Origin of the sequence: Vibrio sagamiensis NBRC 104589, from assembly GCF_007990935.1 — a bacterium.
Classification (GTDB): Bacteria; Pseudomonadota; Gammaproteobacteria; order Enterobacterales; family Vibrionaceae; genus Vibrio; species Vibrio sagamiensis.
Map to the genome: position 1 here is coordinate 15991 of NZ_BJXJ01000035.1, position 20078 is coordinate 36068.

Here is a 20078-nt window from a genome sequence, read left to right on the forward strand (position 1 = left end):
TTATGATTTAAAGGGCCAAAAAGCGATTTTTTAAAGCAAATGATAGACAAAAGCAACAAAAATGTTAGGATCTTCTACCTTGTTAGGAAGAGAAATGCATCGTGTTCAAATTGTTTCTGTCTTTCCTATGAGCGTTTGTACACACAAAGAGGGGAAGTATGACAAAGGGTATAGATAAGTACAGCATCGACAGTACCGACTATACAGTTGGTCAGGATAACGTTCAAAAATGGGGTTTTGATGTTCACAACCCTGTGTTTGGAATTAGTGCAGCTTTTATTGCACTATTTCTAATTGCGGCGTTAGTTCTTGATGCACATACGGCCAAAACAGCACTTGATAGTATTAAATTGAAAATAATCAGCTCATTTGATTGGCTGTTTATTATTTCGGGCAATATCTTTGTTGTTTTTTGTCTTGTATTAATCATATCACCATTAGGGAAAATTCGTTTAGGTGGTAAAGAAGCTGTAGCCGATTATTCTTTTATGTCTTGGTTAGCAATGCTATTTGCTGCTGGTATGGGTATTGGCTTAATGTTTTGGAGTGTGGCAGAACCCGTTGCTTATTACACAGGTTGGTATGAAACGCCACTCGGTGTTGAACCAAATACGCCTGAGGCTGCAAAATTAGCTTTAGGTGCAACTATGTATCACTGGGGCTTACACCCATGGGCCATCTACGGAGTTGTAGCTTTATCACTCGCATTTTTTGCTTACAATAAAGGCCTGCCATTATCGATGCGTTCTATTTTCTACCCACTCTTAGGTGATAGAGCATGGGGTTGGATTGGTCACGTTATAGATATTTTAGCTGTGTTAGCGACTTTATTTGGACTTGCAACATCATTGGGTCTCGGTGCACAGCAAGCTGCAAGTGGTATTCATCATGTATTTGGAATTGAATCAGGCTTGGGCTTACAAATTGTTGTCATTGCAGTTGTCACTCTTCTTGCTGTTGTCTCGGTGATTAGAGGAATTGATGGCGGTGTTAAAGTTATTAGTAATATCAATATGATAGTGGCATTTTTGCTACTTATCCTAGTGGGCTTGATTGGGTGGGCGGTAAGCCTTGGTTCCATCCCTACAACTTTGATGGCTTATGTAGAAAATATTTTGCCTTTGAGTAACCCATTTAACCGAACAGATGAAGCTTGGTTTCAAGGCTGGACAGTCTTCTACTGGGCTTGGTGGATCTCTTGGTCTCCATTCGTAGGGATGTTTATTGCTCGAGTATCAAAAGGTAGGACGGTTCGTGAGTTCATTACCGCAGTCTTGATCGTACCCACCGTTGTTACATTAATATGGATGTCAGTATTCGGTGGCTTGGCGATTGATCAGATTGTAAATGGTGCGGGTAAACTTGGAGAAAATGGCTTAACCGATGTGTCTTTGGCTATGTTTGAAATGTTTGATGTCCTGCCATTTGGCAGTATTTTATCCATGATTGCAGTAGTTTTGGTTTTGGTCTTTTTTATTACCTCATCAGATTCAGGCTCATTAGTTATTGATAGCATAACAGCTGGTGGAAAAGTAGATGCTCCTGTATTGCAGAGGGTTTTTTGGGCCTTTATGGAGGGCGCGATTGCTGTGGCTCTGTTATGGGTCGGCGGCTCAGAGGCTGTACAAGCACTACAAGCTGGTGCGATATCAACAGCGCTGCCATTTACCCTTGTTTTATTGGCGATGTGTGTCAGCTTAATTATGGGAATGCGCACAGAACGAACATAAACAAGTGCAATAGAGAGGCGGTAGCCTCCTTCCATACCCAAGCTTCTTTAGGTTACTTGGGTATGGAGTTTGAATGAACTAAAAACGGCTCTTAATTGAGCCGTTTTTTATCATTAATTTACCCAGTCACGGAGAGTAAATGTCAGCTCATGTTGAGGTGTCTTTAAAGTTAAGCTGCTGTTGGTTAATGTGATATCACTCCAATTGGTAAGAGTAGCAGACATCACTTGCTCTATTTTCATTTGATCATCCATACACATCATCATTGTTTTGCCCATTTTTTCGATGCGTAATTGGTTGTTTTTAAGCTCAGCTTGACCAAAGAAATTATTACAACCTGCATTGCCGTTTGCAGTTAGGTTTTCACCGATTTCTAACCTTGGTGCTTTCTGGTGCTTCTTAAGTACGATATCTTTACCATCAATTTGGGTTAGCTCCCAGTTATGATGCTGTAGATCTTGAGCAGTTGTTTGTTTCACATTATTGCCATTACTAGTACATGCTGCCATCAGAAGTGGCAGGGAGATTGCTGTTACTAACGTTTTTAGGCTAAGCTTCATTTTGTAGACTCCGTTTTAGAAAACGCGATAAGTATAGTAAAAAAACACTGTTTTTTGTCAGCATTAGATGAGACTTTATGATGCTACAACGTGATATAGCCAAGTATGTTATGTGACTGGCTCTGTGCTTCATCACTGAGCCATACTTTTGAAGTAGCGAAAGTATGATTATTCTATATTATTGGTATCGATACTTGAACTAGAATCACTTATAGAGCGTTATTTTGATTAAAATAATAGCACTCTAAGTTACTAGTCAATGTTACTCATTAATTGGAGAGGTAGAGCGAGGAACGTTTTGCGGAGTTACGTACTTTGAAATCATTGAAGGACAACAAAGAGCGATAATACCTAGAGTGGTGTTACTATGGAACAATTAGAATTTTTCACTGTACCCAATCCTTGTGTTGGCGTTTGCACCACTGATGAGAAAGGGTATTGCCGTGGGTGTATGCGTAATCGCAACGAACGTTTTAACTGGTTAAGTTTTACACCAGTGCAGCAAAGGCATGTCATTCGACTTTGTCGGCAGCGTTACATGAAAAAAGTACACAAGGGTAATACGATAACAGAACCACAGAAGAATAGCATCTCACCTCAACAGGAATTATTTGAGTAATTAAACAGACTTAAATCTTGCGTAAAGGTAATCGTGAGCAAACATCCTTGTCTCTCGAAGTGATTGAAAGAAAAGTGACTTCTTCATTTTTTAGTATTGCCTACTTAAGTCCCCATTGGTCACTTATCCAGCCACCTGCATGCTCATCAAAGTGATTTCCTGCAAAGCGCTGGTTTTTTTCTACTTCTAAAAAAGTAGATGGCCTTTCTTCCAATAATTGATGAATATAGCTGGCCATTGGATCGATGCATGCCTCTTGTTGTTCACTGCGGGTAACTATTTCCTTGATCAGTTGTAGTCGATAACTGTTACTTGCCCTTTTCACTTTTAACTCCTCAGATTTTTAATAAAAGTTTGACTTATGTTGACATTTTGAGACTGCAACCTAAGTAAAAGTCAAGGGAGCTACTGTTTTGAAAGAGCTTTAGGAAATACTTATAATAGCAGTTAATACAATGTCGTATGGCCATCTTTTAGGATGTTTATCTAAACAATATATATAATTTATAGTTATTTTAGGCTATTCATCTATTACTGATGCCTTATAAAACATAGAACTGCAATACTATAGAGTCAATAATATGACTAAGCTTTTTGAAATTAATAATAAGAATGAGAATATGGAGAGGAGCGTTGTATGCTTATTGTTTTACTAGAAAAGTAAAACCCTGAAGGTGGTAAGTCTTCAGGGCCTTGAAATTCTTTAGATGATTCAGTTGGTAAAGCCGAATATCTTTTATGCAAAAGGTGGATACTTAATCCGTATAATTCCTCGGTAGGGAATTAGATGCGGATGAAGTCCATGTGCTCAACTTTAGGCTTGAAAGCGTGACGTTGAACGTCTTGAGGCTTAACTTTAACCTCAGCACCATCGATAACTAGAACGATGCCTTCGTAGAACTCAGGCTTGTCCATTTGGTTAACGATGTCGTTGTGTTCAAGAACGATTGCTACAGCTGCTTCTTCACCGCCGTATACAACTGCAGGGAATTTACCAGCGTGACGTAGGCGGCGGCTCGCACCTTTACCTAGTTCAGTACGTACTACTGCTTCAAATTTCATAGTATTTACTCTCAATTAGTAAAAAATAACATTTCACGAATACAATGCGACCTTGTATTCGTGGTAAAGCTTTAACAGAACCTGTCAAAGCAGGCGCGGATACTAACACCATGTTTGTTATTGAGCAATAAAAATCAGGCCTAAAGCTCATATAAATGCCTATTTTTAGTTCAACTAAAGCGATGGGTTGAATAATGTCCAGATAAAAATATCATCAAGGCTATCAACCCTACTCACATATCTGTAAATCCAAGGTGTACTATGTTCTGCTTTTGGGCAAGATCAGCATCGCTTTTAAGCCGTTCATTTGGCTTTGAGATAGAGTGAGTTGTCCTCGATAACTATGGGCCATTTCACTAACAATATTCAGGCCTAAACCTGACCCTGGTGCTGTTTCATCGAGTCGGTAACCACGTTGAATGACTTCAGTAAGCTGCGCCTCAGGAATCCCAGGGCCATCATCTTCAATCACAATGGACAAAGTGTCTTTTGTTTGAACCGCATTTACGGTAATGATGCTGTTTGCCCATTTGTAGCTGTTTTCTAGAAGGTTACCTAGCATTTCATCTAAATCGGCCTTATCGACGGCGACACTGAGCTCAGAGTCGAGTTCATTAACTAAAGTAATATCTCGTTGTGAATACAATTTATCAAACGCCATCGAAATAGCATCGATGCGTTCGCAAGGGGAGGATTTCACAGAGAGGATATTCATTGCTCCAGCCATTCTTGCGCGGCTTAGGTGGTAATCGATGTGTTGCTGAATCTGATCGATGGGCTTAGTGAGTTTATCTTGTTCCTGCGAGGGCAAACCTTGCACTTCATTTTTTAATACTGATAACGGCGTTTTTAGAGCATGGGACAAATTGCCCGCATGATTTCGCGCTCGTTCGAGTAATTCTTGATAGTGGAAGAGAAGGGCATTTAAGTCGGCGATTAGAGGAGAGACTTCTTTAGGGTAAGTTTCTTCTAGGCCTTTTTTATTTCCTGACTTCAGTTGAGCAAGTTCGCGTTGTAGTTTAGTGAGTGGGCTTAAAGACCAAGCGATTTGAAGTAAGATAACGGCGAGAACACCGGCATACAAGAGCCCTAAAATGATCCACAGCTGTTTGTTTAATGATTGGATGGTACTCTGGATTGGTGCTTCATCCATGCCTACGAGGATGGATATCGGGCCATCATAATCTGGTAGGTACAAGGTCTTTTGTAAGGTGATGAGCTTCTCCCCGCGAGCACCAAGCATATCGTTACCAATCAGCTTATGGGACATCTTTTTGTCCCAGAGTGAACGTGAACGTTCTAAGCTGCTTTTGGTCGAGGCACTCCAATAGAGACCACTGTATGGACGCAAAAAGCGTGGATCCGAAAGTGGGCTTGATAGTGAAAGTTCACCGGCTTTATTTACATCCAACTGAGCGGCGAGTTCATCCATATACACATTGAGCTGGGCTTGGGCATCTTCAACCATGTATCGATAAACTTGGGTTGGAATTGTCACGCCGGCAGCAAGGATCATGGCCGTTAGCCAAACGACCGCAGCCAACATTAAACGGCTTTTGATACTGAGCCGTTTTAGTATATGTAGAGGGAGTCGCTGCTTAATCTGCATTCAATTGGTATCCCAGTCCACGTACGGTTTTGATGATTTTTGGCGCAATTTTTTTACGGATACGGCCAATAAAAACTTCGATCGTATTGGAATCTCGATCAAAGTCTTGCTTATAAATACGCTCAACGAGTTCTGTTCTTGAAATGACTTTATCTGGGTTATGCATAAAGTAGGCTATAACTTTATATTCCAGAGCGGTTAGGCTGACGACTTCTCCTTGCCACATGACTTTAGATGAGCGTGTATCCAAGCTTAAATCGCCAATTTGCAAAATAGGAGACGCATTGCCAGAAGCTCGACGAAGTTGTGCTCTTAAGCGAGCGATTAATTCAACCATTTCAAATGGCTTGGTTAGGTAATCATCTGCCCCTGCATTTAAACCTTCTACTCGTTGCGAAAGCGTATCCCGTGCACTAAGGATCACAACGGGTGTATTGATATTTTCATCTCGAATGCTTTTGAGTACGGTTAATCCATCCAGCTTTGGTAAGCCAAGGTCAAGTACGATGGCGTCCCATTCTTCAGAAGTGGCTCGATACAAAGCATCAATACCATCTTGTGACAGTTCGGGAACCCACCCATGGTTCTCTAATGTCTCGATAATTTGTTTACCTAATCTAGGTTCGTCTTCAACGATGAGTATTTTCATATTATTGATTGTTTACTGTGGTTTGAGAGCTTTATTGAAATTGCGACCTTTGATTTCGAGCATTTCAAGAGTCGCTGCGTCGTATTCAACCTTGATGACATTGTTATTGAATAAAATTTTGAGTTCATAAATCCATTCATCATCGTCTTCTTCCAGCTCCACTTTAATGATACGGCCGTAGAGGTCATGCTCTACTGCTTTATACATCTCTGAGAATGGGCGAATATAGCCGTTTTGAACCGCACGGTACACCTCGTCTTGATCTTCATCGAACTCTACTCGTGTGCCTGGCTTTTCAACGTCTCGGACAATAGCAATGCCATCTTTTTCATTATTCTGCTCATTGTAAGCTGCAAAACAAGCTGTTGTGATTAACAGAGAGGTTAAGCTTATAACGCCCATCAACGGCTGGAGGGATAATAATTTGGCCATGGTGAAACCTTTTTCAAAGTGTTGTTGCAAGTATATTGCTAAAAAGATGAACAGAGGGTGAATTTATTGCTTGAGTTCATCTTGAAAGATTTTGTCTCGCAATTTCCAAAAGCGACCTGACTTTCTTGCAATGATAAATTGTGGAAGTCTAAAACGGTGTTGGTTAGCTACGACTTTAGTTGGTGAATATGCATCATATAAACGGTGTTTATCTGCAAGGTGAGGGCGCACAAACCTTTGCTTAAATAGGTGTTTTTGCTTTTTAGTATTGAGTGACCAGAACTCATGGACGAGAGCATTGCCTTCGCCTTGATAAGGCTCCCCAGAATAAGTGACTTTGAGCTGAGGTGGCCCTTCACTTGGTTTCAATATGCTAATGGTCATTTCGGTACACTCAAAAATTAAAGCATCTTTTAGGTTGAGCGCCTCTTTTAATTTTTTATCTGGGTCAACCAATACGGCATCGCATTCATGGCATATTCTGGCTGCAATATCATTATCGGCACCACATTCACCACAGTATTTGGCACGAAAGCGATAGCCGCAATGTTCACGTTCCCCTGTTTCTTCGTCCTCAAAATATCCTTGGCATCGACGGCCAAAGTGTTCGACTAGAAAGCCGTTGCTGTCTAATTTACCCCAAAAGTTATTATTGAAACCGCACGCGGGACAGGGGATGGTTATGATTTCGCTGGAAGAGTCAGGCTTAGGGTCGCCAACTTCAGGTTGATAGAGGTCATAGCTTTTTCCTGCGTAATCTAACACTAAACATTCTGTTTTACCCTCAGACAGACGTAGTCCCCGACCGACAATTTGTTGATATAAACTGACGGACTCTGTGGGTCTTAAAATCGCGATCAAATCGACGTGAGGTGCATCAAAGCCGGTCGTGAGTACCGATACGTTTACCAAGAATTTAATTTGTCGGTTTTTAAATGCTTGAATGATCGCATCGCGCTCAGGGGTGGGTGTATCTCCGATGACAATGGACGTTTCATCAGCGGGCAAAAGAGTATAAATCTCTTGGGCGTGTCTGACGGTTGCGGCAAATATCATGACGCCTTGACGACTCTCCGCGTATTGCTTGATTTGCTCTACAATTTGAGGGGTCGCACGCTTGGCTTTATCTATCACCATGTCCAACTCTGCTTCTTTATAACGCCCTGTGCTGGCCGGTTTCAACTGTGAGAAGTCATAAGAAAGAATAGGGGCATCCATCATGCGTGCGGGGGTGAGAAATTGCTCGTCCAACAGGTATCGAATTGGTAATTCAAAAATACAGTCGCGAAAAAAGCGAGAATCTTCTGTACGAATCTGACCGCGAGTATGATATTGATATATCCAACCCATACCTAAACGATATGGTGTTGCGGTTAAGCCTAGCACTTTTATTCCAGGGTTGGATTCGGTCAGATGAGTGATGACTTTTTGATAGCTGGAACTTTTTTCATCCGGGACACGATGGCATTCGTCAATAACTAACAGCGAAAACTGATGTTTGAATGCATCTAAGTTGCGCACAACAGATTGAACAGAAGCAAAAACAACCTGCTGATCCGTCTCTTTTCGGCCGAGACCAGCAGAAAAAATAGCACCTTTTAAACCATATCCCTCGTACTTGGCGTGATTTTGTTCAACCAATTCTTTAACATGGGCTAGGACTAAGACTCGGCCTTTGGCAAGTCTGGCTAACTCGGCAATCACCAAGCTTTTGCCTGCGCCTGTCGGTAGAACAATTACGGCTGGTGTCGAGTGTTTTCGAAAATAGTGGATCACCGCTTTTACTGAGTCGGCTTGATAAGGGCGCAGGGTATACATGAAAACCTAGGAAATTGTTCAACTATTTATGACAGTAAGGCTATAATACCCGCTTTTAGGCCCAAGTGATATTTGTCCGCACTTAAAACGATAAAATGAAGCCAACTCAGTGACATCGATTGAACCTAGCATATTAGGGTCACTTGGGGATATTTGGGCTAATTTGAACCATTCTATGAGGTAGTCATGCGCTTAGACAAGTATCTATGTGACGCATTGGGAGCCACTCGCAAAGAGGCAACCAAAATCATCAAAAGCGGTGAGGTCACTGTTGATGGTGATATTCAGAAAAGTGGTGCTTTTAAAGTACCCGAACACAGTGTTGTGATGTGGCAGGAACGTGAAGTAGGTACGCCCGGACCACGTTATATCATGCTATACAAACCTGCAGATTTTGTTTGTTCTCATGAGGATGGCTATAATCCGACCGCTTTTGTTTTACTTGATGAGCCAAAAGTCGAAAAGCTGCATTTTGCGGGCCGCTTGGATGTTGATACCACTGGGTTGGTTTTGATTACCGATGATGGCCAGTGGTCACATAAAATTACGTCACCAAAGCATAAATGTGAAAAAACTTACCGTGTGTGGTTGGTTGATGCAATTCAAGCGGATTATGTTGAGAAATTTGCTCAAGGCATTGAATTGCGTAACGAACGTGAACCGACTTTACCTGCACGCCTTGAAGTTGTAAATGAGGCTGAAAATGAAGTGTTATTGACCATTGTTGAGGGTAAATATCATCAGGTTAAGCGAATGTTTGCAGCCCTTGGTAACAAAGTCGAGCACCTACATCGTGAACGAATTGGGTCAATTATATTAGATGAAAATTTAGAGCCTGGGGATTATCGAGAACTGACGACAGAAGAAATAGGATCTATTTGGTAGTTGTTCATTGATTTTAGCATGGGAGGTCTTGTTATTCTATGGATGTAAAAAAAGCATTAATATATCAAAGGTTTTTGCTACGTTAAATCAGAGTTATATTGTAGGGAAAGTACGCCAATGAGGTCCACTATGTCAGAAAAAGTTCAAAGTACATCCGCCTTCCAACTCAGTCTTGTAATGTTTTTGGTTTTGGGTTCAATTGGGGCTCTAACACCGCTTGCCATTGATATGTATCTTCCTGCGATGCCGTCAATTGCTAGTGATCTTGGGGTAGCTGCTGGTGCAGTTCAAATTACGTTGACTACCTATACAGCTGGTTTTGCATTGGGACAACTTATTCATGGTCCTCTATCAGACAGCTTTGGTCGACGTCCAGTTTTAATCTTGGGGGTTATCTTCTTTGGCTTAGCAGCCATGGTGAGTGCAACCACATCTAGTATCGAAGCATTAACCTATGTTCGAGCAGCTCAAGGTTTTGCTGGTGCAGCAGCAGCTGTCACTATTCAAGCTTTAATCCGTGATATGTTTGACCGTGAAGATTTTGCTCGCACAGTCTCCTTTATTACATTGGTTGTTGTGTGTGCACCATTAGTTGCTCCAATGATCGGTGGTTATCTTTCTTTATGGTTTGGGTGGCGTTCGATATTTTGGGTCTTAGCGATATATGCTACTACTGTGATTTTATTGGTGCTGTGGAAAATCCCAGAAACCTTAAAAATGGAGAATCGTCAACCACTTAGGTTTAAGACTACAATACAAAACTATTCCCATTTATTGTCTAATCCACTTTCAATGGGACTCATCTTATCTGGTGCATTTTCTTTTTCTGGAATGTTTGCTTTTTTGACGGCAGGGTCATTTGTCTATATTGATTTATATGGTGTTGAACCAAGTAACTTTGGATATTTATTTGCTCTGAATATTATCGCGATGATGATTATGACCAGTTTAAATGGGCGTTTGGTCAAAAAGGTGGGCTCTCACGCTATGCTTCGCTTTGGTTTAATCGTTCAGCTGCTTTCTGGTATTGGCTTGTTTGTTGGTTGGGTATTAAATCTAGGTCTTTGGGGGATGGTCCCTTGCGTGGTTTTATTTATTGGTACATTGTCAATGATTGGTAGTAATGCTATGGCTTTGTTACTAAGTGGCTATCCTAATATGGCTGGCACTGCTTCATCTTTGGCTGGCACTCTACGCTTTGGTCTTGGCTCTTTAATGGGGGCTCTTGTCGCTTACTTACCCGATGGCGTTGCATGGCCTATGGTTATCGTCATGTTTGTTTGTGCAGTATTATCTGCACTATTTTATTGGACTTTAGGAAGAAAGGCGTAATGTCGAATTACACCCAAGAGATACAAAATTTAGTAAATGCAGCCTTGGCGGAGCTTGACCAGGAGCATCGGTTTGGAAAGTTGGTTAATGCTCCAGTTGCCAATAACCACTACCTCGTTCGTTGGGTAGCTAAGGCACTTAAATCTCAGCGATTTGGACGAGCAGTTGTTGATGATTTGACTCGTTGGCAAAAAGCAGGTCGTTCGAAAGGAGATGATGCTGGGCTTCCATTTATTTTTAAGCGTATCTCAGCTTATTATGCTCAGTTCTTTCCTGATGGAGTAGAACAAAAAGTATTAAAGGATTCTGATATTGAATCTTTTCTTGATCAAATGGAGCACGAAGGGTGGGAAGTTTCTACGTCAGAGCCTTTGATCAAGGTCGGTAAGGTTCAGATTTTTACCGAGGGGCAGAATTCTCTCGCACTATGCGCAGATCAATGTGATAGTTGTTTTGAACAAGAGCGTTTAGCCAAACCGATGAGCTGGTTTGTTCGAGGAAACCATGCTGAATTTGTTGAAAAAGCGGCTCAGGCTGGGTTTATGGTACATAAAGTGACAGATTATAAGTCGCAAGTTAAGTACCATGGAGAGTATTTGGTTTTTCCAGAGAACCAAGGAAACCAGTTGGCTGAAATACCACTTTCGTTTCGAGCTGAATAACATGTTCATCTTCTATTAATTCCTTGTGTTTTACTCCCCCAGTGTGAAGCAATGAGGCAGCGCTTTTGGCCCTCTCATTGCTTCAGCCCTTGTTGTATCAATCTTCATTGTCTGAATCTTGTATTAACTAAACCTTGGTTATGTAACGCTTCTTTTGCTATTGCCTTGACCATGCCTTTGAAAATAAACAAATGGGCAGGCATCATTGCAAACCAATACATTAAACCGAGAGGGCCTTGTGGATGCCACCATGCTGTGATGGTAAGCTTTCTGCGATTATTTTCATCCTCAATCGATAAATCTAAGCGACCAAGCCCTGGCCCTTTCATACCAAAGAGAAGCGATAGATGAGTATTTTTTTCGCAACGGATAACTTTCCAAGAGTCAATGAAATCGCCTACCTTTAACTCTGGGCCTACTGGTGTTTTTCTGACAGGCTTTTTTCCTCCAAACAGAACGTCTAGCCACTCCCTTGTTCGCCAAAGAATATTAGCAAAGAAATAACCTTCTTCTTTACTGCCAACCTTTTGTGCAACTTGCCATAGTGAATCAGCGCTTGCCTGCGTGTAGCAACTCGCTTCTGCTTGTTTAGGAAAATAACCGTATCCGGGTTGCCAGCGTTTTAAAGCCGCCTGTTCAAAGCCCCAAACATGGCTGCGAACAAACGTTCCTTCGTTTTCGATAGTGTTAGCAACCGCTTGTTTATATGGAATTAATGATTGCGGGAAGCGAGACTCGATGGGTTTGGAATCTGCAATGTAATCATGCTCTAAGCCAGCGAGTAATGCTTTGCCAATATTGCTTGGAACAGAGGTAACAAGGCCTAACCAATAAGAAGCCATTTTAGGCGTTAATAACGGCGTGGAATATAGTCGAAACGGTCTGTTGGTTGACTGGCAGATAATCTCAAATTGTTCCCGATAGCTGAGAATATTAGGGCCTCCGACTTCATAGATTGAACTTTGGCTTGGATCTTCCTCTGCCAGCTTGAGCAAGTAATAATTCAGATTAAGAAGTGCGATTGGGTTGGCTTTTCTATCGACCCATTTGGGGGTGATTAAAATAGGGAGGTTGTAAACAAAATCACGCATAATCTCAAAAGCGGCGGAACCTGGGCCAATAACAATGCCTGCCCTTAATTCTGTAATTGGAATACCAGACTTCCGAATGATTTCACCGGTTAGCTTACGAGCGGCTAAATGTTGAGAGTGCCCAGTATCTGGCTGGATGGCACTGAGATAAATAACGTGTTTTATCTGGCTGTTAATTAAAGCCTGTTTTAAGTTAAGAGCGATGTTAGCTTCATAGTGAATAAAGTCATGACCTTGTGCCATCCCGTGTACCAAAAAATAGACTAAATCAAAATCTTTAACGGCAGCGAGTGTGGCTGACTTTATGCTTAAGTCTAAATAGATAAGTTTAAGGTTCGGATGGGGTTCAACTCTAGCAGTAAGATAATCAAGGTGCCTCGCTGCTGCTGTCACTTGATGCCCTTGTTCTAGAAGCTGTGGGAGTAGTTGTGAACCAATGTATCCAGACGCACCGAGAACCAAGACTTTTTTCATGTTTTTCCTTAGGTCATCCTATCGTATGGTAAGTAACGTATGACTTGATGTTGAGTTGAGTAACAACGCTGACGTGAGAAAATGATGATGTTTTTATAAATTAATTCAGCTAGTTGCGTGTAGCCTCTTAAAATATGCATAGATAATGTTGAACTTTCTTTGCGAATAAGCCAGTGAATCTACGCTTGATGATACTATTTGTCTCCAATAGTGTGAGCAATGATCCAAATTACTTTCTAATAACATGATTTTAGTGTAGATTCTGCCCCATATTCTCAATCATTAGCTGAGTGATAAAATAAATGTTAATGCTGCGAAACCTTTGTAAAGGTTACATAGATGGTGAAGAGTTTCATCCAGTACTACAAGGTGCAGAATTAACATTGCAGCAAGGTGAACAAGTTGCACTGATGGGAGAAAGTGGTTCAGGTAAAAGCACTTTACTGAACCTTATTGCCGGACTTGATACGGTTGATTCGGGAGAAATCCTTTATCCCAACTTTTCTATGCATAGTGCGGCTGAACGTTATAGAACCATATATCGTCGTAATAACATAGGTAATATATTTCAACAGTTTAATCTATTACCCACGTTAAATATTGCTGATAACATACGCTTTTGTCGCCAACTTAAAGGTTTACCAGAAGATATGGGGCTATGGCGCCAGATTTTATCTACTCTTGACCTCATGCCTTTGTTGGGCCGTTATCCAGAGGAAATTTCTGGTGGTCAGCAGCAGCGAGCAGCCATTGCTCGGGCACTATATATGGAGCCCCAAGTCCTATTAGCTGATGAACCTACTGGTAGTTTAGATGAACGAAACGCTGAAGCAGTAATGCGTTTACTCACAAGTTTATCTCGCCAATTGAAGTGTACATTGCTACTCGTAACGCATAGTGAAAACGTTGCTTTCCATATGGAAAGAATCATTCGCCTGCAAGGAGGGCAGTTGGATGCTATGGCCCGTAGTTAAAGCAATGCTTGGCCATTATCGACGTCATCCGTTACAGCTTGTTCTTGTTTGGCTTGGTTTAACGCTTGCGGTCTCTCTTTTAGTTGGCGTGACTTCCATAAATCAACACGCTCAACAAAGCTATGAAACAGGAGAAACACTTTTTTTAACTCCTTTTCCTTATCGAATTAAAACAAAATTTTCAGCTAATAAAATTCCGCAAGGCTTTTATGTTCAGTTACGGCAAGCAGGCTTTAACAAATGTGTTCCCTTTGATGTGCAACACCCGGAGCTTCAAACCGGGACAAATTTGACGCTATTAGGCGTCGATCCTTTATCCTTATTACCATTGTATCAGGGGAAAAGTCTCAGTGATTTTTCAATACTTACTCTGATGAAGCCGCCGTTTCCGGTTCTAGTGAGTCAGCAGTTAGCCGAGCATATGGGGTGGAGGAATGGAGATTTTATTGCTTTAAATGATGGTGGTCAATTGGGGCCTCTTGCTATTGATAATGAGAATTTGATTGTGGGTAGTCGACTCATTGCCGATATGTCTTTACTTCGTAAGTTGAAACGTACTTCCAACTTATCAACCATCGCTTGTGGGGATATGAGCGTTGAAAAATTAAACACTTTGAAAAGCCTTCTTCCAAATGGTATGAGACTGGTTCGTAATGGACGTACTGAATTGGAGTCATTAACAAGAGCCTTTCATACTAATTTAACAGCCATGGGTATGCTGTCATTTTTAGTTGGCTTGTTTATATTTTATCAAGCAATGTCTTTGTCATTTACACAGCGTCAACGTTTGGTGGGCATTTTACGTCAAAATGGAGTGAACGGCATACAGCTCGCTAAATCCTTAATGTTTGAGCTAACTTTCCTAGTTTTAGTTGCTTGGATTTGCGGTAATATCCTTGGTCTCTTTTTGGCTAATAAGTTAATACCTTCAGTATCCTCTAGTTTGAATGAACTTTATGATGCAAACATTGGTTTGTCTATCGGTTGGTCTTGGAGTTCTAGTCTCAATAGCCTATTAATGGCAGCATTGGGAGCTGGAGTTTCATGTTTTTGGCCGTTAATTAGGCTTATCAATTCTGAGCCAATTCGTTTATCTTCTCGTTTGTCATTAATGCGTTTTACTGGAAAAGAGTTTTCTTTGCAGGCTTTACTTGCTTGTGCATGTTGTGTTGCAGGCATTGCAGTATACCAAGCTCCTAGAACGCTTGAATCTGGTTTCGCCATTATAATTCTGATGTTAGTAAGTGTTGCGCTATTTACTCCATTCATTATGTGGCAAATATTTAACAATTTTTCTAAATCTTTACGGTGGGTTAGAGCTCGTTGGCTTTTTTCTGATGCAGCTGCAAGTATGAGTTACAGAGGTGTTGCTATGATGGCATTTATGCTGGCCTTAGCAGTCAATATAGGTGTTGAAACCATGGTCGGTAGTTTTCGTGACACAACTGACAAATGGCTTAACAAAAGGTTGGTTGCGGATCTGTACATATACTCAACTAATGGCACTGCAACCCGAATGAGTGGCTGGCTTGCTGAACAACCTGAAGTTGAAAGTGTTTGGTGGCGATGGGAAAAAGATATTCTTGTAGAAAATGGTGTTTTACAAGTTGTTAGCACAGGAGCTTCTTTGGATGAACGAAGCTCTTTACCTGTTAAATTAAGTGTACCTAATTATTGGCAAAGACTTCATAACACTCAGAGTATTATGGTCAGTGAGTCTATGGCATTGAGTCATAAAATTTTACCGGGCGATGAAATCTCTTTGTATCCTACTCTGAAAAAAAAATGGGAAGTTGTAGGAATTTATTATGATTATGGTACTCCTTATGACCAAATTCTGATGTCACATCGAAATTGGTTAAATGAGTTTTCTGGGACTGGGGATATAGGCTTAGGTGTGTCGTTAAAGCAAAATGTAGATAAACAGAATCTGCGAGATCGCTTAATCAATCTATTCCGTTTACCGCAAGATCAAATTATTGATAACAAAAGTATCTACAATCAAGTGATGAGAGTTTTCGACAACACATTTTCTATTGCTGGAACACTGGGTAATATTACGTTAATTATTGCAGCATTTGGCCTCTTTTTTGCGACATTAGCCGGTGAGTATTCACGGCAGAAACATTTTGCTTTACTCCGGTGCATGGGGGTGTCAGGAAAAGAATTGGTGCTGCTTGGAGGCTTTCAGTTGTTTTTATTAGGTGTTTTGTCTGCGATTGTGGCAATACCATTAGGTTTTGCTCTAGCACATTTAATCGTTGATGTGGTAATGAAACATTCCTTTGGTTGGTCATTAGAATTACATACAATACCATGGAAATATATGCAGACAATTGCCTTGGCGATGTTTTCTATCATGTTTGCTGGGGCATTACCTGTTTTGAGAATGATCAAGCGTACACCGATGAAATCGCTTAGAGATGCTTTATAGTGAGAGATGAAAAATACAAAAAAAGAGTTCTGATCTTATTATTTATAGCTATATTCGCTGGATTAGTTCTCTTGGGGATGTTCTACTTTAAGTATTGGTTTGCTCATAGCAGCATGTTTGAAGGTATGGTAAAACCGACCAACTTTCATCAGGGCCAAGAAAATAAACAGAAAGTCATTTTTGATCCTGTTACTCCAGATCATTCGGCATCACTACCTCGCGATTTTGGAATTCACCCTAGCTATCAACATGAATGGTGGAATTATTACGCCACAACGAAGGGGAATAACGGTCAAAACTATTTTATTCAGTGGGTTTTTTTTAGAATAGCGGTGGATGAACGAAACGGACGAGGATGGCAAAATCCTCAACTCTACCTTTCATATATTGTAATCAGTAATGGAACTCAAGTTTGGAAAGAACAACGTATCGCCAGAGGAGGGATAGGTCAAGCAGGTATGACTAGTCCACCTTTTCAGCTCTGGTTGGATAATTGGAAATGGCGTTCAGTCAGTGCAAACCCATTTCCAGGAACGTTAGAGGTCTCGACTGATTTATTCTCTGTTCATCTAAAAACATCGACTTCAGGTCCCTTTTTGGCTAATGGAGATAAAGGTTTTAAGATCAAGCACAAATTACAATCTATAGCCTCGTTTAATTTTAGTGCGCCATTTTTGAGCATCGAAGGTACGCTCAATCTTGATGGTCAAGCTATTGAAATTGAAGGTAATGCTTGGGTAAATAAAGAGTGGGGAAGTGATTTGGTAGGGAATGATCAGCAGGGATGGGACTGGTTTGCCTTCCATTTAGAGGATGACCGTATGCTTACAGTTAGTCGTTACCGCTACCACGGTCAAACATCTTACCTTTCAGGTATGTTGGCAACACGAGCTGGTAAGAGTATAAGCTTGGATGAACAAGAATTAATTATCACACCAATAAAAAATACCCAGCTTACTGACCAGCATTTGGTGCCATTACATTGGAATATTCGCGTACCTAAATATAATATTAATTTAACCGTACGAGCGATAAAAACGGAAATGTGGCTACCTTTCTTAATACCATATTGGGAAGGACCTATTACAACGACTGGCTCACAGCGAGCTTATGGGTTTATGCAGCTAATGGGTTACTAGGGGTATTTAGGATTATAATAATTGTAAAAATGCTTACTTTTGTCTTGAAAAGTATGAATGGCTTCACCTAGATTGAAAGAGGGACCAAAATACACACATGAAACTCTGATTTGCTTTGTTAAATAAGGTTGTTCGTTATACATGACATTTTACAATTGCTTGGGTACATTGTTGGAAAAAACGATGCTTTTTGTTTAATGTTTCGGTAAAACCGAGGTTTAAATTCTGAAGAAGCGATTATTCTTTGCTTCGAAGCAACTATAAACTCATTCTTTGTTAATTGTTTACGTAAGATAATAAATATAAGGACTAAACCATGAATGATATCGTTCGTGATTTTTTCAAAATGGAATCGGCTGGTGGTATTTTGCTTGTAATCGCTGCGGCAATTGCAATGATGATTGCTAACTCTCCACTAGGCGAAACGTATCAATCCCTCCTGCATACCTATGTTTTTGGTATGTCTATATCACATTGGATTAACGATGGTTTAATGGCTATCTTCTTTCTTCTTATTGGCTTAGAGGTCAAACGTGAGCTTCTGGAAGGTGCATTAAAGTCAAAAGAAACCGCTATTTTCCCGGCAATAGCTGCTGTTGGTGGTATGTTAGCACCTGCACTGATTTACATTGCATTTAACTCAGGTGACTCAGAAGCAATGGCTGGTTGGGCTATTCCCGCAGCTACAGATATAGCATTTGCTCTTGGGATTATGGCTTTGTTGGGTAAGCGTGTTCCAGTAAGCCTTAAGGTTTTCTTACTGGCACTGGCGATTATTGATGATCTTGGTGTTGTCGTTATTATTGCTTTGTTCTATACAGGGGAATTATCGACATCAGCTCTTACAGTTGGTTTTATCATGACTGGGTTATTGTATGTACTTCATACAAAAAAGGTAACGAGATTATTGCCGTATATGGTTGTTGGCGCCATCCTTTGGTTTGCTGTACTTAAATCAGGTGTTCACGCAACTTTGGCGGGAGTTGTGATTGGTTTTGCTATACCACTAAAAGGAAAAGAGGGTAAACTTTCGCCTCTCAAGCACATGGAACATGCTTTACATCCATACGTGGCGTTCTTCATTTTACCTTTGTTCGCTTTTGCTAATGCTGGGATCTCATTGCAAGGTATATCATTATCTGGTTTAACTTCTATGCTACCGCTAGGTATCGCCCTTGGTTTAGTTGTTGGTAAACCTTTAGGAATCTTCACATTTAGTTGGATAGCAGTAAAATCGGGTGTTGCAAAGTTACCTAAAGGAATTAACTTTGTTCATATCTTTGCTGTGTCAGTGTTATGTGGTATTGGCTTTACGATGTCGATATTTATTTCTTCATTGGCTTTCGCTGGTGTCAGCCCTGAATTCGATACTTATGCTCGCTTGGGGATTCTTATGGGATCAACGACTGCAGCAATAATAGGCTACTTTTTACTTAATTGCTCTCTACCCAAACATGCTATTGATGGAACGGTTGAAGTGAAAAAAGTATGACCGATATGTATATTTTAATGAATTTTTTGTTTTATGCTGGAGTATATTCATACTAGTGCAGTAAGTGCATATTTAAGAGACTTCACCTTTTGGCAAAACATATGATTTCAATAATAAAGCTCCTGTAGATGGAGCTTTTTTTTTATTCATGGATAAAAAAACAGACCCATATAGTAGGTCTGAAAAAATAAAAAGGAGTTAAATAAAGCAGTATGTAACAACGGTATGGAGACAAGTTTGACGGCCAGTAAAATCTTGTAAGTCGCTACATTATATGAGACTGACATGATTGGAAACAGTTCAATTTTTTTAAAAAAATTTTTAGTACCTTGATTCAAAGTTTCAAGTTATCTGGTCTGACCATTTTTTTGATTTGTGATGTTAATCAATTGTTACTTTTAGGGTTGGAGAGTATATTTTAAACAGATGTTTGATACGGGTGATTAAAATGTCTTCTAAAGGTACTACGAAAGAAAGAATCTTGAATGCTGCAGAAGGACTTTTTGCTGAAAATGGCTTTAATGATACTTCACTACGTACAATTACGGGTAAGGCAAATGTTAACCTTGCCTCGGTTAATTACCATTTTGGAGATAAGAAAACACTCGTTAGAGCGGTTATAGATCGTTATTTGGAAGCTTTGATGCCAAATGTTGAGAGAAGTTTAATGGACCTCAATGCCCGCTCTCAGTTTTCAAAGGGAGTCCCAGTTTTCAATGAGAGAAGTCTTTGAATCACTGAGACTCCCTTTGAAAGCACTGAATGATGTGAGACCTAACGGTACGACTTTATTTATGTTACTGATTGGAAGAAGTTATACCGATGTGCAAGGACACCTTAGGTGGTTTATAGGGACTCGGTATAAAAGCGTCTTAACCCTTTTTGTCTCATCAATCAAAAAGGCCAATCCAGAGCTGACTGAAGAGCTATTGTTTTGGCGATTGCACTTTACTTTGGGGACATGCGTTTTCACCATGGCTTCCAGCCAAGCATTTACTGAATTAGCAGAAAGCCGACTTGACCAAAAAGTGGTACTGAAATGGGTGATTGATAACCTTATTGTCTTTTTATCATCAGGAATGTCAGCGAAATAATGACTTTTAATTAACAAAGGAT

17 protein-coding genes and 1 pseudogene are annotated in these 20078 nt (G+C 40.5%); 10 read left to right on the top strand and 8 right to left on the bottom strand.

Features of this window, described 5'->3' with window-relative positions:
• Window positions 1-158 precede the first annotated feature (158 nt).
• The gene (locus tag VSA01S_RS15250) at window positions 159-1730 is read left to right on the top strand and encodes a BCCT family transporter (RefSeq protein WP_039982795.1); all 1572 of its coding nucleotides are present in this window, start codon (window positions 159-161) and stop codon (window positions 1728-1730) included.
• Window positions 1731-1843: 113 nt separating this feature from the next.
• Here the strand turns inward: VSA01S_RS15250 and VSA01S_RS15255 are convergent, their stop codons facing one another.
• The gene (locus VSA01S_RS15255; RefSeq protein ID WP_039982793.1) at window positions 1844-2290 is read right to left on the bottom strand and encodes an META domain-containing protein; all 447 of its coding nucleotides are present in this window, start codon (window positions 2288-2290) and stop codon (window positions 1844-1846) included.
• Window positions 2291-2657: 367 nt separating this feature from the next.
• On the opposite strand from VSA01S_RS15255, the gene VSA01S_RS15260 reads away from it, so the two are divergent.
• Entirely contained in the window at window positions 2658-2909 is a 252-nt protein-coding gene (locus tag VSA01S_RS15260; RefSeq protein WP_083932308.1) for a DUF1289 domain-containing protein, read from the top strand.
• A 100-nt stretch (window positions 2910-3009) separates the two neighbouring features.
• Here the strand turns inward: VSA01S_RS15260 and VSA01S_RS15265 are convergent, their stop codons facing one another.
• The 6 genes from VSA01S_RS15265 to radD all read right to left on the bottom strand — a co-directional run bounded on the left by VSA01S_RS15265 (window position 3010) and on the right by radD (window position 8479).
• The gene (locus VSA01S_RS15265; protein ID WP_039982791.1) at window positions 3010-3234 is read right to left on the bottom strand and encodes a hypothetical protein; all 225 of its coding nucleotides are present in this window, start codon (window positions 3232-3234) and stop codon (window positions 3010-3012) included.
• A gap of 458 nt (window positions 3235-3692) precedes the next feature.
• The gene (gene rplY, locus VSA01S_RS15270) at window positions 3693-3971 is read right to left on the bottom strand and encodes a 50S ribosomal protein L25 (protein ID WP_021710132.1); all 279 of its coding nucleotides are present in this window, start codon (window positions 3969-3971) and stop codon (window positions 3693-3695) included.
• A gap of 259 nt (window positions 3972-4230) precedes the next feature.
• Window positions 4231-5580, bottom strand: coding sequence for an ATP-binding protein (locus VSA01S_RS15275; protein WP_039982789.1), 1350 nt, complete (start codon window positions 5578-5580; stop codon window positions 4231-4233).
• Window positions 5570-6229 (bottom strand): response regulator transcription factor, encoded by a 660-nt coding sequence (locus VSA01S_RS15280; RefSeq protein ID WP_039982788.1) that lies wholly within the window; start codon window positions 6227-6229, stop codon window positions 5570-5572. Before VSA01S_RS15280 ends, VSA01S_RS15275 begins: the two co-directional genes overlap by 11 nt.
• A gap of 12 nt (window positions 6230-6241) precedes the next feature.
• Window positions 6242-6661 carry a PepSY domain-containing protein gene (locus VSA01S_RS15285; protein ID WP_039982786.1) on the bottom strand — a complete coding sequence of 140 codons (420 nt, stop codon included), beginning with the start codon at window positions 6659-6661 and terminating at the stop codon, window positions 6242-6244.
• A 63-nt stretch (window positions 6662-6724) separates the two neighbouring features.
• Complete coding sequence (gene radD, locus VSA01S_RS15290; protein WP_039982784.1) at window positions 6725-8479, bottom strand: DNA repair helicase RadD; 1755 nt, start codon at window positions 8477-8479, stop codon at window positions 6725-6727.
• Between the two features lie 186 nt (window positions 8480-8665).
• Here radD and rsuA point away from each other — a divergent pair, with 186 nt between their 5' ends.
• The 3 genes from rsuA (at window position 8666) to VSA01S_RS15305 (ending at window position 11358) form a co-directional block, all read left to right on the top strand.
• Window positions 8666-9364 carry a 16S rRNA pseudouridine(516) synthase RsuA gene (rsuA, locus tag VSA01S_RS15295; RefSeq protein ID WP_039982783.1) on the top strand — a complete coding sequence of 233 codons (699 nt, stop codon included), beginning with the start codon at window positions 8666-8668 and terminating at the stop codon, window positions 9362-9364.
• A 129-nt stretch (window positions 9365-9493) separates the two neighbouring features.
• Complete coding sequence (locus VSA01S_RS15300; RefSeq protein WP_039982782.1) at window positions 9494-10696, top strand: Bcr/CflA family multidrug efflux MFS transporter; 1203 nt, start codon at window positions 9494-9496, stop codon at window positions 10694-10696.
• Window positions 10696-11358 (top strand): DUF2913 family protein, encoded by a 663-nt coding sequence (locus VSA01S_RS15305; protein WP_039982781.1) that lies wholly within the window; start codon window positions 10696-10698, stop codon window positions 11356-11358. The genes VSA01S_RS15300 and VSA01S_RS15305 overlap by 1 nt, the downstream gene beginning before the upstream one ends.
• Before the next feature lie 104 nt (window positions 11359-11462).
• On the opposite strand, the gene VSA01S_RS15310 is transcribed toward VSA01S_RS15305, so the two are convergent.
• Window positions 11463-12923 (bottom strand): DUF2867 domain-containing protein, encoded by a 1461-nt coding sequence (locus tag VSA01S_RS15310; RefSeq protein WP_039982779.1) that lies wholly within the window; start codon window positions 12921-12923, stop codon window positions 11463-11465.
• A gap of 302 nt (window positions 12924-13225) precedes the next feature.
• Here VSA01S_RS15310 and VSA01S_RS15315 point away from each other — a divergent pair, with 302 nt between their 5' ends.
• The 5 genes and pseudogenes from VSA01S_RS15315 (at window position 13226) to psrA (ending at window position 20056) form a co-directional block, all read left to right on the top strand.
• A complete protein-coding gene (locus tag VSA01S_RS15315; protein ID WP_039982777.1) occupies window positions 13226-13897 on the top strand; it encodes an ABC transporter ATP-binding protein in 672 nt (223 codons plus the stop codon).
• Complete coding sequence (locus tag VSA01S_RS15320) at window positions 13878-16331, top strand: ABC transporter permease (RefSeq protein WP_039982776.1); 2454 nt, start codon at window positions 13878-13880, stop codon at window positions 16329-16331. Before VSA01S_RS15315 ends, VSA01S_RS15320 begins: the two co-directional genes overlap by 20 nt.
• Window positions 16332-16408: 77 nt before the next feature.
• Window positions 16409-17470, top strand: coding sequence for a lipocalin-like domain-containing protein (locus tag VSA01S_RS15325; RefSeq protein ID WP_083932310.1), 1062 nt, complete (start codon window positions 16409-16411; stop codon window positions 17468-17470).
• A gap of 316 nt (window positions 17471-17786) precedes the next feature.
• The gene (nhaA, locus tag VSA01S_RS15330; protein ID WP_039982774.1) at window positions 17787-18962 is read left to right on the top strand and encodes a Na+/H+ antiporter NhaA; all 1176 of its coding nucleotides are present in this window, start codon (window positions 17787-17789) and stop codon (window positions 18960-18962) included.
• 448 nt (window positions 18963-19410) lie between these two features.
• Window positions 19411-20056 (top strand): annotated as a pseudogene (psrA, locus tag VSA01S_RS20360) (TetR family transcriptional repressor PsrA).
• Window positions 20057-20078 lie beyond the last annotated feature (22 nt).

Excerpts from the sequence above, each read along its gene's own strand:
- VSA01S_RS15250 (WP_039982795.1), top strand. The coding sequence starts at position 159 with ATGACAAAGGGTATAGATAAGTACAGCATCGACAGTACCGACTATACA.
- VSA01S_RS15255 (WP_039982793.1), bottom strand. The coding sequence starts at position 2,290 with ATGAAGCTTAGCCTAAAAACGTTAGTAACAGCAATCTCCCTGCCACTT.
- VSA01S_RS15260 (WP_083932308.1), top strand. The coding sequence starts at position 2,658 with ATGGAACAATTAGAATTTTTCACTGTACCCAATCCTTGTGTTGGCGTT.
- rplY (WP_021710132.1), bottom strand. The coding sequence starts at position 3,971 with ATGAAATTTGAAGCAGTAGTACGTACTGAACTAGGTAAAGGTGCGAGC.
- VSA01S_RS15275 (WP_039982789.1), bottom strand. The coding sequence starts at position 5,580 with ATGCAGATTAAGCAGCGACTCCCTCTACATATACTAAAACGGCTCAGT.
- VSA01S_RS15280 (WP_039982788.1), bottom strand. The coding sequence starts at position 6,229 with ATGAAAATACTCATCGTTGAAGACGAACCTAGATTAGGTAAACAAATT.
- VSA01S_RS15285 (WP_039982786.1), bottom strand. The coding sequence starts at position 6,661 with ATGGCCAAATTATTATCCCTCCAGCCGTTGATGGGCGTTATAAGCTTA.
- radD (WP_039982784.1), bottom strand. The coding sequence starts at position 8,479 with ATGTATACCCTGCGCCCTTATCAAGCCGACTCAGTAAAAGCGGTGATC.
- rsuA (WP_039982783.1), top strand. The coding sequence starts at position 8,666 with ATGCGCTTAGACAAGTATCTATGTGACGCATTGGGAGCCACTCGCAAA.
- VSA01S_RS15300 (WP_039982782.1), top strand. The coding sequence starts at position 9,494 with ATGTCAGAAAAAGTTCAAAGTACATCCGCCTTCCAACTCAGTCTTGTA.
- VSA01S_RS15305 (WP_039982781.1), top strand. The coding sequence starts at position 10,696 with ATGTCGAATTACACCCAAGAGATACAAAATTTAGTAAATGCAGCCTTG.
- VSA01S_RS15310 (WP_039982779.1), bottom strand. The coding sequence starts at position 12,923 with ATGAAAAAAGTCTTGGTTCTCGGTGCGTCTGGATACATTGGTTCACAA.
- VSA01S_RS15315 (WP_039982777.1), top strand. The coding sequence starts at position 13,226 with ATGTTAATGCTGCGAAACCTTTGTAAAGGTTACATAGATGGTGAAGAG.
- VSA01S_RS15320 (WP_039982776.1), top strand. The coding sequence starts at position 13,878 with ATGCTATGGCCCGTAGTTAAAGCAATGCTTGGCCATTATCGACGTCAT.
- VSA01S_RS15325 (WP_083932310.1), top strand. The coding sequence starts at position 16,409 with ATGTTCTACTTTAAGTATTGGTTTGCTCATAGCAGCATGTTTGAAGGT.
- nhaA (WP_039982774.1), top strand. The coding sequence starts at position 17,787 with ATGAATGATATCGTTCGTGATTTTTTCAAAATGGAATCGGCTGGTGGT.